A 17,068-nucleotide genomic window follows, 5' to 3' on the forward strand; every position below is an offset into this window, starting at 1 on the left:
TCCTCGGACTAGGGGTGGGTGTGCCGGTGGGTGGCGCTCAGGGGGCGCCGGTCTTGTCCCCGACCTCGTTGGCGAGGATGGCCAGCGACGCCGCGACGGAGTGGTCCAGGTCCTCGACCTTGGAGTGCGTCCTGAGGACCACCATCGACTTGGCCTCGACCGCGAGGGTGGCTCCTGCCGGGATGGCCTGGCTGTCCGCGTACTTGCCCGCCGTGTCGATCACCTCGTCCCAGGTGCGGCCGTACTCCTCCGACGGCACCGTGAAGTCCACCGACTCGTCATGGGCGTTGAAGTACAGCAGGAAGTTCGCGTCGACGATCCGTTGGCCACGCGCGTCGCGTCCCTGGATGCCCTGGCCGTTCAGGAACACGCCGATGGATCGGCCGAACCCGCTGTCCCAGTCCTCGGGAGCCATGAGCTCACCCGAGGTGTCCAACCAGACGATATCCGGCAGCGCCTCGCCCTCGCCGCGCCGGACGGGGCGCCCGTCGAAGAATCTGCGCCTGCGGAAGGTTGGGTGCTCCGAGCGCAACCGGTTGACCGCCGCCGTGAATTCCAGCAGTGGCTGGTCCACTTTGTCCCAGTGCACCCAGCTGAGCTCGGAGTCCTGCGCGTAGGTGTTGTTGTTGCCCTCCTGCGTGCGCCCCAGCTCGTCTCCGTGCAGCAGCATGGGGACTCCCTGCGAGAGCAGCAGGGTCGCGATGAAGTTGCGCTGCTGTCGGGCGCGGATCGCGAGCACCTCGGGATCGTCCGTGGGACCCTCGACACCGCCGTTCCAGGAGCGGTTGTGCGACTCGCCGTCGTTGTTGTCCTCACCGTTGGCCTCGTTGTGCTTCTCGTTGTAGGAGACGAGGTCACGCAGCGTGAAGCCGTCGTGTGCCGTGACGAAGTTGATGGAGGCGACGGGGCGGCGCATCGAGTGCTCGTAGAGGTCGGCCGAGCCGGTGAGGCGGGAGGCGAACTCACCGATGCTCGAGGGCTCCCCGCGCCAGAAGTCGCGGACCGTGTCGCGGTACTTGCCGTTCCACTCGGTCCACTGCGGCGGGAAGTTGCCCACCTGGTAGCCGCCGGGACCCACGTCCCAGGGCTCGGCGATGAGCTTGACCTGCGAGACGATGGGATCCTGCTGCACGAGTTCGAAGAACGCCGAGAGGCGGTCCACCTCGTAGAACTCCCGCGCCAGGGCCGAGGCGAGGTCGAAGCGGAAGCCGTCCACGTGCATCTCCGTGACCCAGTAGCGCAGGGAGTCCATGAGCAGCTGCAGGGAGTGCGGGTGACCGACGTTGAGCGAGTTCCCCGTGCCGGTGGTGTCCATGTAGTACTGCTTGTCGTCCTCCACCAGCCGGTAGTAGGCCGCATTGTCGATGCCGCGCATGGAGAGCGTGGGCCCCATGTGGTTGCCCTCGGCCGTGTGGTTGTAGACGACGTCGAGGATGACCTCGATGCCCGCGAGGTGCAGTTCGCGGACCATGGCCTTGAACTCCTGGACCTGCTCGCCCTGATCACCCGAGGAGTTGTACTTGTTGTGCGGGGCGAAGAAGCCGATGGTGTTGTAGCCCCAGTAGTTCGACAGGCCCTGCTCCTGCAGGGTGCTGTCGTTGACGAACTGGTGGACGGGCATCAGCTCGATCGCCGTGACACCGAGCTTCTGCAGGTGGGCGATCACCGAGGGGTGGGCGATACCGGCGTAGGTGCCCCGCTGTTCCTCCGGCACGTCCGGGTGCACCTGCGTGAGGCCCTTCACGTGGGCCTCGTAGATCACGGACTGGTGGTAGGGCGTCCGCGGCATGCGGTCGCCGTCCCAGTTGAAGAACGGGTTGACGACGACGCCGAGCATCATGTGTGCCGCGGAATCCTCGTTGTTGACGGAGTGCTCGTCACCGAAGTTGTAGCCGAAGAGTGCCTGGTCCCAGTCGAGATCACCGGAGATGGCCTTCGCGTAGGGGTCAAGGAGCAGCTTGTTCGGATTGCAGCGGTTGCCCTCTGCGGGGTTGTTGTCGCCATGGACGCGGTAGCCGTACTTCTGCCCCGGGCTGACCTGGGGCAGATAGCCGTGCCAGACGTACCCGTCCACCTCCTTGAGCTCGACCTGCGTCTCGGTGCCGTCGTCGTCGATGAGGCAGAGGACCACGAGGTCCGCAATCTCGCTGTACAGCGCGAAATTGGTTCCCGTGCCGTCATAGGTCGCTCCCAGGGGATACGCTTCGCCGGGCCATAGTTCCATCAGGTCTCCTTGGTGTCTTCTGCTGCGGACGCCCCGATGGGTGCCCGCGGACGCGCTCGTCGGCTTCGCGGACTGGTGCCGCGGCCGATTGATCCGTATCTAGCGTATTCAGGTCCGGGCCCTGGCACCGCACCCGGCTCACATGGCCGGTCGACACTCCTCGAGGAGGTCGGCGATGACCGGACCGATGTCCGCCGGAAGGTCTGACACGACGACGGGTCCCCGTGCCGCTGCCCGCAGGCCGGCCCGCCCGTGGATCAGGGCCCCTGCAGCCGCCACGACGGCCCACAGGTCCTCGCGGGCCACGCCCGCGCGATCCGCTGCCCGGTCGTCCTCGGCGAGGCTCGCGGCCAGGGCTCCGACAATACCCGACAGGGTGTCACCGGACCCGGCCGCAGCGAGCCAGGGACTGGCATCCCGCTGCACGAAGAGTGCACCCGAGGGCGCTGCGACGGTCGTGGCGAACCCCTTGAGCAGCACCGTCGCCCCCGTCACCTCCGCCGCCAGCAGCGCGTAGCGGGCCGGTTCGGACTCGATGTCCGCCCGCTCCGTCTCGAGGCCGCGGGCCGCCAGGAGCCAACTGAGCTCCCCGGCGTGCGGGGTCAGGATCACGTGGGACCCGACGCGCTCCGGCAACTGGGTCAGTGCTTCGGCATCGACCACCACGGGGAGTCCCGAACCGATGGCGTCCGCGGCGCGCTGCCGCTGTTCGTCGTCGTCCACTGCTCCCGGACCGACGAGCCAGGCCTGGGACCGCGCACCGGAGACGGGGCCGGTGGAGGCCACCGCCTCCGGGCTCCGCTGGTGGACGAGCGCCGCGACCGCTTCGGGTCCGAGGTACCGCACCATGCCGATCCCCGTGGCAAGCGCGGCCCCGACGGCGAGGACCGCCGCGCCCGGATAGCGGGCAGAGCCGGCTGCGACGCCCAGTACGCCACGCGAGTACTTGTGGTCCTGCGTGGTGGGTCGCCGGATCAGGGCCGCGACGTCGGCGTCGAGCAGGGACCGGACGGAGGGTCGGGACGAGAAGGAGAGACCGAGGTCCACCACGTTCAGCTCGCCGGCCGCGGCGGCTCCGTCGCCGAGGAGGAGCCCGGGTTTCGGGGCACCGAAGGTGACGGTTGCGTCAGCGGCGAGGACCGTGCCGGTCACACGGCCGTCGTCGACGCCGATCCCGCTCGGCAGATCGCAGGCGACCACGAGTGCGGAGCGCGTGCCGCGCGGGCCTGCCGCTGCGGTGAAGGCCTGTACGAAGCGCAGGGCGCGCCCGCGCAGACCGCCGTCCGCGCCGATGCCGAGGATGCCGTCGATGACGACGTCAGCTGCCGCCGCGTGCTCCGCGAGGTCCTCAGGCGCTGCGTCGTCGTCGACCCTGATGCCGGTACCGCCAGCCCGCTCGAGCGCGCGGAGCGACTCCTCATGGACGCGATCGGCAAGGATGACGGCCGTGACGCTCGCACCGCGGCGCGCGAGGCGCTCCCCCGCGTACAGTGCGTCGGCTCCGTTGTTCCCGCTGCCCGCGAGGACGACGACGGTGGCCCCGTAGGTGCCGCGACCGCTCTCGCGCAGCAGGCCCACGACGACGCCGGCCAGGGCATGAGCCGCCCGCTGCATCAGGGCATCACCCTGCCCGGCGTCGAGGAACGGGGCCTCCGCAGCGCGGACGTCGGACCCGGAAAAGGCTTCAAGCATATGGTCGAGCTTAGCGGCAACGCGGCCGATGATCAGTACGGTTACTATTCGGCGTCCGCAGGCGCCGGGCCTTCCGCCACGGCCATGGCGGTGGCGAGACCGCCGTCGTGACTCATGGACAGGTGCCAGGCGTGTACTCCGCGGGCGCGGGCGGCGTCGGCCACGGTCCCGTCGAGGACCACGGAGGGTGCGCCGGCAGCGTCCAGCGCGATCGTGCAGTGCTGCCAGTTCATACCCACGGGAGCTCCGAGGGCCTTGGCGATGGCCTCCTTCGCGGCGAAGCGCGCCGCGAGCGACTGCGTGCTCAGGCCACGCTCCGACGGCACGAAAAGCCTCTCGCGGAGCCCGGGGGTCCGCTCGAGCTGCCCCTGGAACCTCGCGATGTCCACGACATCCATCCCGATCCCGACGATCATGCCGACGTGCCTCCCCGTACCGCGCCGACCCGTCGGGGCGAGATCGTCGCTCTACTCAACCGTGACCGACTTCGCCAGATTGCGCGGCTGGTCGACGTCGTAGCCCTTCGCGCTGGCGAGCGCGAGGGCGAAGATCTGCAGCGGCACGGTGGTCAGCAGGGGTGCCAGGAGTGTCGGGGACGCGGGGACGTAGAAGACGTGCTCGGAATAGGCCTCCACCGAGGTGTCGCCCTCCTCCGCGATGACGATCGTGATGGCCCCGCGTGCCCGGATCTCCTGCACGTTGGAGACCACCTTGGCGTGGAGGGAGTCGCGCGCGCTCTGGGAGGGCATGACGACCACCACGGGCTGGCCCTGTTCGATCAGCGCAATGGGTCCGTGCTTGAGCTCGCCGGCGGCGAAACCCTCCGCGTGGATGTAGGCGAGCTCCTTGAGCTTGAGGGCACCCTCCATGGCCACCGGGAACCCTACGTGGCGGCCGAGGAACAGCACCGATTTGGCGTTCGCCATGTCGGCGCCCAGGGCCTTGATGGTGTCCGCGTTGTCGAGGATGGTCTGGATCTTGGCGGGGATCGCCGCGAGGTCTGCCATGACGTCGGCGATCTCGTCGCGGTACTTGTTCCCACGCAGCTGGGCGAGGTAGAGCCCCAGCAGGTAGGCGGCGGTGATCTGGGCCAGGAACGCCTTGGTCGAGGCGACGGCGATCTCGGGACCGGCGTGGGTGTACAGCACCGCGTCCGACTCCCGCGGAATGGTGGAGCCGTTGGTGTTGCAGATCGCCACGACCTTCGCACCCTGTTCCCGCGCGTATCGGACGGCCATGAGTGTGTCCATGGTCTCGCCCGACTGCGAGATCGCCACCACGAGGGTCTTCTCGTTCACGATGGGGTCGCGATACCGGAACTCGTGGGACAGCTCCACCTCGGTGGGGATCCGGCACCAGTGCTCGATCGCGTACTTGGCCACCTGACCGGCATAGGCCGACGTGCCGCAGGCCAGCACCACGATCTTGTCCACGGACCGCAGGATCGACTCGTCGATCCTCAGCTCGTCGAGCACGAGGTTGCCCGCGGTGTCGGAGCGCCCCAGCAGGGTCTGGCCGACGGCGTCGGGCTGGTCGTGGATCTCCTTCTCCATGAAGGACGCGAAGCCACCCTTCTCGGCGGCGGCGGCATCCCAGTCCACGTGGAACTCGGTACCCTCGGCGGGCGTCCCGTAGAAGTCGGAGATGACGACGTCGTCGGGCGTGATGGTGACGATCTGGTCCTGGCCGAGTTCCACCGCACGGCGCGTGAAGTCGATGAAGCCGGAGACGTCGGAGCCGAGGAAGTTCTCCCCCTCGCCCAGGCCCACGACGAGGGGCGAGTTGCGTCGGCCGGCAACGACCGTTCCGGGCTGGTCCTCGTGGATCGCGAGGAGGGTGAACGCTCCTTCGAGCCGCTGGCAGGCCTGCTGCAGGGCGCGGGTCAGCAGATCGCCCTCGGCGCCCTGGTCCCGCAGGGTGCGGTAGAGGTGGCCGAGGAGACCGGCGGCCACCTCCGTGTCCGTGTCCGAGACGAACGTGAGACCCTGATCGGTCAGCTCGGCCTTGAGCTCCGCATAGTTCTCGATGATGCCGTTGTGGATCAGTGCGAGTCGCCCCTCATCCGCCAGGTGGGGGTGGGCGTTCTGGTCGGTGGGGCCACCGTGGGTGGCCCAGCGGGTGTGGCCGATGCCCGTCATCGACCGCGGCAGCGGATCGGCTGCCAGTTCCCCCACGAGGTTGCTCAGCTTGCCGGCCTTCTTGCGGGACTCGATCCCCTGCTCGGAGATGACGGCGACGCCCGCGGAGTCGTACCCGCGGTACTCGAGGCGCCGCAGGCCCTCCATGACGACGTCGAGCGCGCCGTGACCGGCCCCGGCCGACTCACCTCCGGCGGCCTCGGCGACCGCATCGAACGCCGACGATTCCCGACCGTGATCCCGGCCCACATATCCCACGATTCCACACATGGGCTCCAGCTTACCGGTGGCCGTGTTTGTTAATGAGCACCCCACCGTGCAGAATCATCGGGTGAGTGACAGAAGCACGAGCACGCAGCAGACCTCGGGTGCCGAATCCTTCACTCCCTTCGTCGAGCTGGACCGACAGATGTGGTCCCGCCTCTCCCACGAGATCGAGAGCCCGCTGAACGTCGAGGACGTGCAGCGCCTGAAGGGTCTCGGCGATGCCCTCAACCTCGACGAGGTACGCGAGGTCTACCTGCCCCTCTCCCGGCTGCTGAACCTCTACATCGCCGCGGCGGGACAGCTGCACCGGGCCACCAACACCTTCCTCGGCGAGACCACCACGAGAACGCCATTCGTGATCGGTGTCGCCGGCTCCGTGGCGGTGGGCAAGTCCACCACGGCGCGGGTTCTCCGCGAACTGCTGCGGCGCTGGCCCGGCACCCCCCGTGTGGATCTGGTCACCACGGACGGTTTCCTCTACCCGAACGCGGAACTCGAACGGCGCGGCCTGATGCAGCGCAAGGGCTTCCCGGAATCCTATGACCGGCGCCGACTGCTGCGTTTCGTCAGCGAGGTCAAGAGCGGGGCCGCCGAGGTGCGAGCTCCTTGGTACTCCCACCTCACCTACGACATCGTGCCCGGTCGGGAGGTGGTGGTGCGTCGTCCGGATGTGCTGATCGTCGAGGGGCTCAATGTCCTGGCGCCGGCCCGTCCGCGCTCCGACGGCATCACCGGCCTCGCGTTGAGCGACTTCTTCGACTTCTCCATCTTTGTCGACGCAAAGACCGCCTACATCCGGCAGTGGTACGTCCACCGCTTCCAGTCGCTGCGCACCAGCGCCTTCGCCGACCCGGACTCGTACTTCCACCGCTACGCGAGCCTCACGGACGACGAGGCCCGTGAGACGGCCACCGGCATCTGGGAGCGGATCAACGAACCCAACCTGCTCAGGAACGTCCTGCCCACCCGTGGGCGCGCGCAGCTTGTCCTGACGAAGGACGCCGATCACTCCATCCGGCGCATGCTCCTCCGGAAGACGTGACGGTGCGCGTGCGCCGGCTTGCGGCGGTGCTGGCCGTCCTGGCCCTCCCGGCGTGTGCGTCGGGGGGGTCGACGGCGGCACCCGCCCCCCCGGGGTTGGTACCTCCGCCCCCTGCCGTGGAACGCCCCGTGCCGTCCTCGCCGGACGCGACGACGCCGGCACCGTCCACCACGCCTGCCGCCCCTCCTTCGGCAGGAGCCCAAGCCGATCCCACGGCGCCGGACGTCGTCGTGAACAAGCAGCGCCCCCTGCTCCCCCTCGATTTCGAGCCGGCCGAACTACGTCCACTCGATGCGTCCGCCGGTCCTGATATCCGCCTGCGGCCCGATGCGGCGGAGGCCGTGGAGAAGATGGTCGACGCCGCAGGCCAAGAGGGAGTGGGCCTGGTGATCGTCAGCGGGTATCGTTCCTACGCCGAGCAGCAGTCCACCTACGCCCACTGGGTGGCCCAGTACGGCGGTGCCACGGGCGCCGACGCGGTCTCCGCCCGACCCGGCCACTCGGAGCACCAGACCGGACTCGCCTTCGACATCGCCCAGGACGACGGGGCATGTACGCTCGTCTCCTGCTTCGCCCAGACCCGGGCTGCCCGCTGGACGGCGCTGCACGCCCCGGAGTACGGGATCATCCTGCGCTACCCCCTCGGGTTCGACCGGATCACCGGTTTCTTCGCGGAGCCGTGGCACTTCCGCTATGTGGGCACGGACGTGGCTCTGGCCATGAAGGACGCAGGCCAGGAAACGCTGGAGGAGTACTTCGGGCTCCCCGCGGCGCCGTCCTACTGAGTTCGGACCGCCCCCGCGCACTGCGGCTCCTCCACGCCGTCGTGCGCGGTTCCTGCACGGATCCGGGGACTCCGAGCCCGGAAGGAGCCTGTCCCGGCGTCACCGAAGGGCGTTGTGCCGAGCGTCCACCCGGTCGGGTCCGAGCGAAGGCGCGGAAGGTCAGGCGACCGGCTCGAGGGCGAGGCGTTCCTGCACCGTCGCGGCGAGTTCCTCTGCCACCCGCTGCGCTGTGGCTGTGTCTGCCGCCTCGACCATGACCCGCACCACAGGCTCGGTGCCGGAGGGGCGCAGCAGCACACGGCCGGTGTCCCCGAGCAGCGACCCCGCGCGACGTACCGCGTTCTGCACGACCTCGTCGGACCGGACGGCAGCACGGTCCACACCCTTCACATTGATGAGTACCTGAGGGAGCTTCGTCATCACGCCGGTGAGCTCCTTCAGGGTCTTGCCCGTCTCCGCCATCCGCGCGGCGAGCTGCAGGCCCGTCAGCACACCGTCACCTGTGGTCGCGTATTCGGCGAAGATGACGTGACCGGACTGCTCGCCACCGAGGCTGAAGCCTCCGGCATTCATGCCCTCCAGCACGTAGCGGTCTCCCACCCCGGTCTCCCGCAGCGTGATGCCCGCCTCGGCCAGCGCGATCTTCAGGCCCAGATTGCTCATGACGGTGGCTACCAGGGTGTTGTCCGTCAGCTTCCCGGCGTCCTTCAGCGCGAGCGCCATCACGGCCATGATCTGGTCGCCGTCCACGACCGAGCCCTCATGGTCGACGGCGAGGCAGCGATCGGCGTCGCCGTCATGGGCGATGCCGAGGTCGGCACCGTGCTCGAGCACCGCCGCCTGCAGGAGCCCCAGGTGGGTGGAACCGTATCCGTCGTTGATGTTGATGCCGTCGGGTTCCGCGCCGATCACCACGATATCGGCGCCCGCGTTCCTGAACACCTCGGGTGAACAGCCGCTGGCCGCGCCGTGGGCGCAGTCGAGCACCACCTTGATGCCGTCGAGGCGGCGCGGGAGTGTCTGCAGCAGATGGACGACGTAGCGGTCCTCCGCGTCCGCGAAGCGTTGGATGCGTCCCACGTCGCCGGCCAGGGGCCGTCGACTCGGCCTCCCCATCTCCGCTTCGATGGCATCCTCGAGCGCGTCGCTGAGCTTCTTGCCCCCGCGAGCGAGGAACTTGATGCCGTTGTCCGGGGCAGGATTGTGGGAGGCGGAGATCATGACGCCGAAGTCGGCCTTCAGATCAGCGACCAGGAAGGCGGCTGCCGGTGTGGGCAGCACGCCGGCGTCGAACACGTCGACTCCGGCGCTGGCGAGGCCGGCTTCGACGGCGGCGGCAATGAACTCTCCACTGATGCGTGGATCGCGGGCGATGACGGCGGTGGGCCGACGCCCGCCCTCGACGGCATTGTGGCCGAGGACCACAGCGGCCGCCTGGGCCAGGTGGAGGGACAGTTCGGCGGTGATCAGACCATTGGCCAGACCTCGCACACCATCGGTACCGAATAACTTGCTCATCGTTGACATCCTAGGAGAAGAACATGAGACCGCCGGGGTACGGACCCCATCAGGTTAAAGCACGATGCCCGTCCGAGGAGCATGGACGGGCATCCGAGCGTGTCCCGGCGGAATCCTGCCGGACAGACAGCGCGTGGAGCCAAGCGCTGGATCCTGCCGAGGGGACCCGGTGGAGATCGCCTCAGCGATCTCCACGGGGTAGGCAGGATCTAGCGCTTGGAGTACTGCGGTGCCTTACGGGCCTTCTTGAGACCGGCCTTCTTGCGTTCGATCACGCGGGCGTCGCGGGTGAGGAAGCCGGCCTTCTTGAGGGCGGGCCGGTTGTTCTCGCGGTCGATCTCGTTCAGCGTGCGAGCCACACCGAGCCGCAGTGCTCCGGCCTGACCGGACGGTCCACCACCGTGGATACGAGCGATCACGTCGTAGGCGCCGTCGAGCTCGAGGAGCTTGAAGGGGTCGTTGACTTCCTGCTGGTGCAGCTTGTTCGGGAAGTAGTCGGCGAGCTCGCGCCCGTTGACGATCCACTTGCCCGTGCCGGGCACCAGGCGCACCCGGGCGATTGCTTCCTTGCGGCGCCCCACGGCTCCGCCGCCGACGGTCAGTGCGGGACGTTCCTTGACGGCCGTCTCGGCACCCTCGGTCGACTCTGAGGTGTAGCTGGTGAGCTCCTCAGTCGGTTCATTCATCTCTTCAGTGTTCTGAGCCACGGTTCTCCTTGAAGCTGTTTAGTGTCGGTGGCCAGGACTACTGGGCGACCTGGGTGATTTCGTACGTCACGGGCTGCTGTGCCGCGTGGGGGTGCTCGGCGCCGCGGTAGACCTTGAGCTTGCCGATCTGCTGGGCTGCGAGGGAGTTCTTGGGGAGCATGCCGCGAATGGCCTTCTCCACCGCACGCTCGGGGTTCTTCTCCAGCAGCTCGGCGTAGTTGGAGGACTTGAGGCCGCCCGGGAACCCGGAGTGGCGGTAGGCGCGCTTCTGCTCGAGCTTGGCGCCCGTAAGCGCCACCTTGTCGGCGTTGATGATGACCACGAAGTCGCCCATGTCCATGTGCGGAGCGAAGGTCGGCTTGTGCTTCCCGCGCAGCAGGATGGCGGTCTGGCTGGCAAGCCGGCCGAGGACGACGTCGGTTGCATCGATTACGTGCCATTGGCGGGTGATGTCGCCTGGCTTCGGGGTGTACGTACGCACGGTTATGGCCTTCGTTTCTGTTTCGGTGTCGCTCACGGGAACGGTGACCCTGATCCGCGAACTCAGCTGACTCATGCGCTACCGGAACTTCAGGTGAGGGCTGAAATACGGCCAGGGATCCCGTGGATCTCGGCTCCGCCCCCGGGCCAGGTGGTTCTGCAACTGAACCGCTCCGAAGAACGAAGACGTATCGAGATGGGATACGCACGACGACTGCCAACTTTAGCGTGCCACGCTGGTATATGGCAAAACCCGCGACGACGACGGCGACGACTCGTCCGAGCGTCGGCCCGGGGTGCACATCCGGGTCGACAACCAGGGGACCACCTCGTCGAGTTGCAGTGGTTGGGCCCAGAGGAAGCCCTGGGCCCAACCCACATTGAGCGCGTCCAACTTCTCGAGCTGGGTCGCCGTCTCGACGCCCTCCGCGACCACGTCCAGCCCGAGGGCCGACGCCATCATGGTGACCGCCGCGATGATGGGGCCCGCGTGTTCGTCCCTGCCGTCCAGTTCCTCCACGAACGAGCGATCGACCTTCAGCGCCGTCACGGGGAATCGGCTCAGATAGCTCAGGGAGGAGTAGCCGGTCCCGAAGTCGTCCACCGACAGTCCCACTCCGAGGCCGCGGAGCTGCGTGAGGGTCGCCATCGATCGCTCCACGTTCTTCATGAGCGTGGACTCTGTGATCTCGAGCTCGACAGCTGAAGGGTCGATCCCGGCGCGGTCGATGGCGCCAGCCACTGATGCGCAGAGCGCCGGATCCGTGAGCTGGCGGGCGGACAGATTGACGGCGATCCGGAACCCGGACGCTCCCGGGACCTCCGTACGCCAGCGCTGGGCCTGCGCCAGCGCCTGAGCGAGCACCCAGGTCCCGATCGGCACGATCAACCCGGTCTCCTCCGCGATGGGGATGAACTGACACGGTGACACGAGCCCGTGCCTGGGATGTCTCCAGCGCAGGAGTGCCTCGAAGCCCACGGGCCTCTGATCGGTCACCCTGACGATGGGCTGGTAATGGATCTCGAGTTCGCCACGCTCGAGGGCACGCGGCAGCTGGGAGCCGATATCGAGGCGTACCTCGGCACGACGATGCATCGATTCGTCGAACACGACGCCGTCGACCCGCTCGGTCTCTTTCGCCACGTACATCGCGGCGTCGGCCTGGTGGAGCAGGGAGGCCGCGGTGTCGTCCCCCGACGAGAGGGCGATGCCGATACTGACGCTGACGAACAGTTCCTGGCCCAACAGATCGAACGGAGCCTGCACCGTGGCCGCGATCCGTCCTGCCAGCTCATGGGCATCGTCGAGCCCCATACCACCGCACACGATCACGAACTCGTCCCCGGCGAACCTGGCCAGGGTGTCCGCGGGTCGCACCGCACCGCGCAGGCGCGCGGCGAGCTGGACGAGGAGGCTGTCCCCGGCGGCATGACCGAGCCCGTCGTTGACCACCTTGAACCGGTTGACGTCGAGGAAGAGCACGCCCACCCGGGTCCCGGACCTGGAAGCGTCCTCGAGGGCGATGTCGATGCAGTTCGCCAGCAGCGCCCGGTTGGCCAGTCCGGTGAGCGGGTCCTGGAAGGCGAGGCGTTCGAGGGCCTCCTCGGCGAGCTTGCGTTCGGTGATGTCCACCACCGTCTCGAGCAGCCGGATGAGCACGCCGTCGCTGTGCTCGGCGGCAGCCCGCGTGTGGACCCAGCGCACCTCGCCGTTGGGGCGCATGATCCGGTGGACCAGCTTCAGCGGCGGCCCGCCGGACTCGAGTTCGCCCCAGACCCGCCGGACCATCTCGCGGTCCTCGGGGTGCAGTACCGAGTGCCAGAGCTCCTCCGTAGGGATCGCGTCGAGCGGCAGACCGTGGATCCGGAAGTACTCGTCGGACCACCACCGGCGCCCCGTCAGCATATTGACCTCGACGGACCCCACATGGGCGATCTCCTGCGCGAAGGTCAGCCGGTCACGCTCATGGATGGCGTCGGCGCGCTGCTGCTCGACGTCGGTGATCTCCCGCGCGATCGCCGATGAGCCGATCACCGTGCCGTCGGCGTCGAGGACCGGGGAGAGGGTCATCGACACCTCGATGAGCGAGCCGTCCCGGCGTCTGGCCACCGCCTGCGCTCCGGTCATCTCCCGACCCTCGGCAATGGTCGATCGCAGCGCACGCCCCGCACTAGCCGAGCCACCCGGGGTGAGCATCTCGATACTGCTGCCGATCGCCTGCTCCGCGGTGTACCCGTAGATCCTTTCGGCTCCGGTGTTCCAACTGGTGATGATGCCGTCCTGGTCCGTCCCGTTGATCGCGTCGCCGGAGGCTTCCACCAGGGCGGCCAACCGGCGGAGGTAGCGGATCTCCTCTACGCCGGGTCCGGGGTGCCCGGGAACCTCGGGCACGGCTGCCGCCGGACACGACGGCGTGCGCGGGTCATGCCGGGCGACACCGATCGGGGATGAGGAGGCGGTCATGGCGACATTGTAGGGCCGGCACACTCGATGGCCGTTTCGGCCGTACTTCCTGCGGAATTGCGCACCATGTCCGCTCGTTCCCCGCAGTATTTCGGGTGTAGTCCACCCGGCCGGGGTGCCGGAGCGCCTGCTCGGTGCTAGCTGGAGCGGGGCGTCAGGCGGTATCCCACACCGCGTACGGTCTGGATCCACCGCGGGGTCTTCGGGTCCTCATCGAGCTTGCGCCGCAGGTTGCCGACATGGACCTCGATGGCCCGCTCGTCCGAATCGCTGATGTAGGTGTCCCGGTCGTAGCGGTCCCCGCGTACCACCCGCACCAGATCCGCCTTGGTCCTGACGGCTCCCACGCTCCTGAGCATCTCACTGAGCAGATCGAACTCACTGCGGGTCAGGGGCAGCTCGCGCCCCTCGACGGCGACGAAGCGCGTGGAGGGATCCAGCTCCAGGCCGTTGTGCTCGAGGATCGATGACGGCGGAGGCGTCGGCGTCGAGTTCACGGCAGGCACCGCCTCCTCCGTCGCCACGCTTGCCGTTGGCGGCGGAACGGCACGGGGGCGGCGCAGCATCGCCGCTATCCGCGCTCTGAGCTCGCGGGGCCGGAAGGGCTTGGTGAGGTAGTCGTCAGCTCCGGACTGCAGGGCCGTCAGGGTATCGAGTTCGTCGCCGTGGGAGGTCAGCATGACCACGTAGCAGGTGCTGAAGCTGCGGAGACGTCGAAGCACCTCGTAGCCGTCGATGTCCGGCAGCCCCACGTCCACGGTGACCACCGTCGCCTCGTGGGTCCGGACCAGCTCGACGCCGGCTCTACCGTCCGGCGCGACATGCACCTCGAATCCCGATTGCCTCAGGACGGCGCCCACGAGGTTCCGCACATCGGCGTCGTCCTCGATCACTACTGCCACTCCCGGATCGCTCACCCGCAGCCCCCTTCTTCCTCGTCCCCGAGCGCGTCGCGGCTCGTCGTCAGTCACATTGTGCCCGACTCCACCGCCGACTCGTCCCCAGGGTCCGGGCCGGACACGGATTCCGGGACATACTGGTAGCCAGTACGTAGGTCTCAGCGTCGGAAAGATTGTCAGAATGCGGTATTTCCCCTTGCCCGGGATGACACATGTCTAGGGCCGGACATCCGGCGCCAACCCCGGAATCACGGCCCCGCCCGCCCCTCGACCGGTCGGTGCTGAGCTGCCAGCTCCCGCTGGCCCTGATCGTCCTGGCACTCGCGGTGTCGGCGGCGATCCGCCCGGGCGCAACCGGGACGGGTTTCGTGCTCGGCGTCTCGACGATCCTCGGGTTGCTGGCCCTCTCCTCGGTAATACCCAGGCTCCGGCTGCCGGCCGGCGCCATACTGATCGTGCCGGTGTTCGACTTCGTCGCCATCGGCCTGCTGCGCTCCGGTCCGGTGGAGAACCAGCCGGGCCTGGGGATCCTCGTCGTCTTCCCCGTGCTCTGGCTCGTGTGGTCCCTGTTGCCCCTGTGGCTCGTCCTCTGGCTGACGGTCCTGGGATCTCTGGTCGCTGAATGGCCGCTCCTGGTCCAACCCCGCGACGACCCGTACCGGGGAGCGCTGCTACCGGTCGTGATGCTGTGCGTCGGTGCGGCCCTGCGCCTCACGAGCCAGGGTGCCCGGGCCCGAGCGGTAGAGGCCCGGCGGCGTGACCGTGAACTGCAGGATCTCCTGCAGGCGGCCATCGATCGGGAGCGGGTCCTGACAGCGATCCTCAACACCGTCGACGTCGGCCTCACCGCCGTCGATGCGCACGGCACCACGACCCTCACCAATCGCCAGCAGGAGCTCTTCAACAGGCTGTCCGCCGGACCTGACCACGAGCCGGACCCCCATCCGCTCGTGTTCGAGCCGGACGGCGTGACGCCGCTCCCGCCCGAGCTGAGACCCGTTTCCCGTGCCCTCAGGGGCGAAACCTTCGCGGATCAGCTCCTCTGGGTGGGCGCCGGCGACTTTCAGCGCGCCCTGTCCACTGCCGCGCGCCCCATCACGAACGCCGACGGCGACATCGCGGGGGCACTCATCGCGTGCAGCGACGTCACTGAGCTCGTGGAGGCGGTCTCCGCCAAGGACGCCTTCATCTCCAACATCTCCCACGAGTTCCACGCCCCGCTGACCTCGGTCCTCGGGTATCTCGAACTGGTGCAGGAAGATGAGCATGTACTGCCCGCCCAGCTCCGGGAGCACCTCGAGGTCGCGGGCCGGAACGCCGAGCGTGTTCTGCACCTCGTTGCCGATCTGCTCTCCACGGCCGGCGACCGCGTGCGCGTGCACCCGCGTCCGGTGGACCTGGCGGCCCTCATCGAGATGAGCGTCAGATCGAACCGCCTGCGGGCCGAGAAGCACGGTGTGCTTCTCGAGACGGAGGTCCGCGCACCACTGTGGACCCTCATCGATCCGCTGCGGATCTCGCAGGTCCTCGACAACCTGCTCTCCAACGCGATCAAGTACACGGAGCACGGCGGCCCGGTGATCGTCCGCGCGGACGAGACGCAGACCGCCATCACCCTTCAGGTCGAGGACCGGGGCATGGGGATGTCGGAGCAGGAGACGCGCCAGATCTTCTCGCGGTTCTACCGGACGCCCGCGGCCCGGCGGGCGGAGATCGACGGCGCCGGCCTGGGGCTCGCCATCACGCGGGCCATCGTCGAGGGCCACGGCGGGTCCATCAGGTGCACCAGCTCACCCGGCGAGGGCAGCTGCTTCACGGTGACCCTGCCGGTCAAGGGCGAGGTCGAGCGCATGCACCAGGAGTCCTTCGAAGGCTCCCTCTAGACGGGGTGCCCCGACCGACCCTGCGGCTCACCCACGGCGTCGGACGTCCGGCGCGCCCTCGTCAGTTCCGCGCGGGCCATCAGGTCCCCGTCCGCCGGGTAGGCGATCTCCTCGAGCACCAGGGGATGCGGCGCCGCCAGGATGGACCGGGCGTCCTTGATACGGGCAGCGAGACGATCCGCCAGCCACGCCGCTGGCATCTCCCCGGAGCCCACCCGCAGTGTGGAGCCGACGAGTGCCCGGACCATGGTGTGGCAGAAGGCGTCGGCCTGGATGGTGGCGATGATCTCGCCGCCTGGTCCGCGGGCGAACTCGTAGCGCTGCAGGTCGCGGATGGTCGTTGCCCCCTCGCGGGGTTTGCAGAACGCCGCGAAGTCCTGCATGCCCAGCAGCAGAGCCGCCCCCTCGTTGAGCAGTCCCACATCGAGCGACGCCGGGTACCAGAGTGTCGTTGCGCGTCGGAGCGGGTCCTGTCCGGTCGCCGTGTCCGCGATGGCGTAGCTGTAGCGTCGCCAGAGGGCCGAGAAGCGCGCGTCGAACCCCTGCGGCGCTCGTGCGGCGGAGCGCACGACGACGGCGGGCACCATGCTGCGCACCGTCCGATCAGGACCGGCCGGACCACTGGTGAGGACGCGGTTGATCGTGCCCGCGATGCGTCGCAGGAACGCCTTCGAGGGGTCGGTGTCACGCCCGCGGGCCATACCCTCCCACTCGGCCGCGGTCAGATCCACGTGCGCTACCTGCCCGCGAGCATGCACACCGGCATCCGTCCGCCCCCCGACCGTGAGGCGCACCCTGCGGCGCAGGAGCGTGAACAGGGCGTCCTCGAGGATGCCCTCCACCGTGGTCAGCCCCGGTTGGACCGCCCAGCCGGAGAAGAGGCTGCCGTCGTAGGCGATGTCGAGCCGGATACGCAGGAGCCCGCCGTCCCCTCGGGGAGCGGCGGGCTCGAGCTGTGTCATGGGTGGG

13 protein-coding genes are annotated in these 17,068 nt (G+C 68.5%); 3 read left to right on the forward strand and 10 right to left on the reverse strand.

Annotated features, from left to right (window positions below):
- Positions 1–37 precede the first annotated feature (37 nt).
- The 4 genes from glgX to glmS form a co-directional block, all read right to left on the reverse strand.
- On the reverse strand, positions 38–2,224 hold the full coding sequence (gene glgX / locus FQ377_RS00455; protein WP_148599300.1) for a glycogen debranching protein GlgX: 2,187 nt from the start codon (positions 2,222–2,224) through the stop codon (positions 38–40).
- Positions 2,225–2,362: 138 nt separating this feature from the next.
- Complete coding sequence (locus tag FQ377_RS00460) at positions 2,363–3,916, reverse strand: NAD(P)H-hydrate epimerase (protein WP_148599301.1); 1,554 nt, start codon at positions 3,914–3,916, stop codon at positions 2,363–2,365.
- A gap of 44 nt (positions 3,917–3,960) precedes the next feature.
- On the reverse strand, positions 3,961–4,332 hold the full coding sequence (locus FQ377_RS00465; protein WP_148599302.1) for a holo-ACP synthase: 372 nt from the start codon (positions 4,330–4,332) through the stop codon (positions 3,961–3,963).
- Between the two features lie 51 nt (positions 4,333–4,383).
- A complete protein-coding gene (gene glmS / locus FQ377_RS00470; RefSeq protein ID WP_148599303.1) occupies positions 4,384–6,324 on the reverse strand; it encodes a glutamine--fructose-6-phosphate transaminase (isomerizing) in 1,941 nt (646 codons plus the stop codon).
- A 61-nt stretch (positions 6,325–6,385) separates the two neighbouring features.
- Between glmS and coaA the strand changes: the two genes are divergently transcribed.
- Both coaA and FQ377_RS00480 read left to right on the forward strand, forming a co-directional pair.
- Positions 6,386–7,363 carry a type I pantothenate kinase gene (coaA, locus tag FQ377_RS00475; RefSeq protein ID WP_262364186.1) on the forward strand — a complete coding sequence of 326 codons (978 nt, stop codon included), beginning with the start codon at positions 6,386–6,388 and terminating at the stop codon, positions 7,361–7,363.
- Positions 7,364–7,491: 128 nt separating this feature from the next.
- On the forward strand, positions 7,492–8,148 hold the full coding sequence (locus FQ377_RS00480) for a M15 family metallopeptidase (RefSeq protein WP_148599305.1): 657 nt from the start codon (positions 7,492–7,494) through the stop codon (positions 8,146–8,148).
- Positions 8,149–8,307: 159 nt separating this feature from the next.
- Here FQ377_RS00480 and glmM read toward each other — a convergent pair whose 3' ends face one another.
- From glmM to FQ377_RS00505, 5 genes are all read right to left on the reverse strand, one after another.
- On the reverse strand, positions 8,308–9,666 hold the full coding sequence (gene glmM / locus FQ377_RS00485; RefSeq protein ID WP_148599306.1) for a phosphoglucosamine mutase: 1,359 nt from the start codon (positions 9,664–9,666) through the stop codon (positions 8,308–8,310).
- A 209-nt stretch (positions 9,667–9,875) separates the two neighbouring features.
- On the reverse strand, positions 9,876–10,373 hold the full coding sequence (gene rpsI, locus FQ377_RS00490) for a 30S ribosomal protein S9 (RefSeq protein ID WP_148599307.1): 498 nt from the start codon (positions 10,371–10,373) through the stop codon (positions 9,876–9,878).
- A 37-nt stretch (positions 10,374–10,410) separates the two neighbouring features.
- Positions 10,411–10,854 (reverse strand): 50S ribosomal protein L13, encoded by a 444-nt coding sequence (rplM, locus tag FQ377_RS00495; protein WP_148600020.1) that lies wholly within the window; start codon positions 10,852–10,854, stop codon positions 10,411–10,413.
- Between the two features lie 222 nt (positions 10,855–11,076).
- Positions 11,077–13,317, reverse strand: coding sequence for a putative bifunctional diguanylate cyclase/phosphodiesterase (locus tag FQ377_RS00500; RefSeq protein WP_148599308.1), 2,241 nt, complete (start codon positions 13,315–13,317; stop codon positions 11,077–11,079).
- A gap of 137 nt (positions 13,318–13,454) precedes the next feature.
- Positions 13,455–14,234, reverse strand: a complete 780-nt coding sequence (locus FQ377_RS00505; protein ID WP_148599309.1) for a response regulator transcription factor — start codon at positions 14,232–14,234, stop codon at positions 13,455–13,457.
- 194 nt (positions 14,235–14,428) lie between these two features.
- Here FQ377_RS00505 and FQ377_RS00510 point away from each other — a divergent pair, with 194 nt between their 5' ends.
- The gene (locus tag FQ377_RS00510; RefSeq protein WP_148599310.1) at positions 14,429–16,099 is read left to right on the forward strand and encodes a sensor histidine kinase; all 1,671 of its coding nucleotides are present in this window, start codon (positions 14,429–14,431) and stop codon (positions 16,097–16,099) included.
- Here the strand turns inward: FQ377_RS00510 and FQ377_RS00515 are convergent.
- Entirely contained in the window at positions 16,096–17,061 is a 966-nt protein-coding gene (locus tag FQ377_RS00515) for a tRNA pseudouridine synthase A (RefSeq protein WP_148599311.1), read from the reverse strand. The genes FQ377_RS00510 and FQ377_RS00515 overlap by 4 nt on opposite strands.
- Positions 17,062–17,068: the final 7 nt, after the last annotated feature.

The sequence above is a fragment of the Arthrobacter echini genome (assembly GCF_008107445.1).
Taxonomy (GTDB): domain Bacteria; phylum Actinomycetota; class Actinomycetes; order Actinomycetales; family Micrococcaceae; genus Arthrobacter_D; species Arthrobacter_D echini_A.

Coding starts and splice junctions, on each gene's coding strand:
- glmS (WP_148599303.1), bottom strand. CDS start 6,324: ATGTGTGGAATCGTGGGATATGTGGGCCGGGATCACGGTCGGGAATCG.
- FQ377_RS00510 (WP_148599310.1), top strand. CDS start 14,429: ATGTCTAGGGCCGGACATCCGGCGCCAACCCCGGAATCACGGCCCCGC.
- FQ377_RS00465 (WP_148599302.1), bottom strand. CDS start 4,332: ATGATCGTCGGGATCGGGATGGATGTCGTGGACATCGCGAGGTTCCAG.
- FQ377_RS00500 (WP_148599308.1), bottom strand. CDS start 13,317: ATGACCGCCTCCTCATCCCCGATCGGTGTCGCCCGGCATGACCCGCGC.
- glmM (WP_148599306.1), bottom strand. CDS start 9,666: ATGAGCAAGTTATTCGGTACCGATGGTGTGCGAGGTCTGGCCAATGGT.
- glgX (WP_148599300.1), bottom strand. CDS start 2,224: ATGGAACTATGGCCCGGCGAAGCGTATCCCCTGGGAGCGACCTATGAC.
- FQ377_RS00460 (WP_148599301.1), bottom strand. CDS start 3,916: ATGCTTGAAGCCTTTTCCGGGTCCGACGTCCGCGCTGCGGAGGCCCCG.
- FQ377_RS00515 (WP_148599311.1), bottom strand. CDS start 17,061: ATGACACAGCTCGAGCCCGCCGCTCCCCGAGGGGACGGCGGGCTCCTG.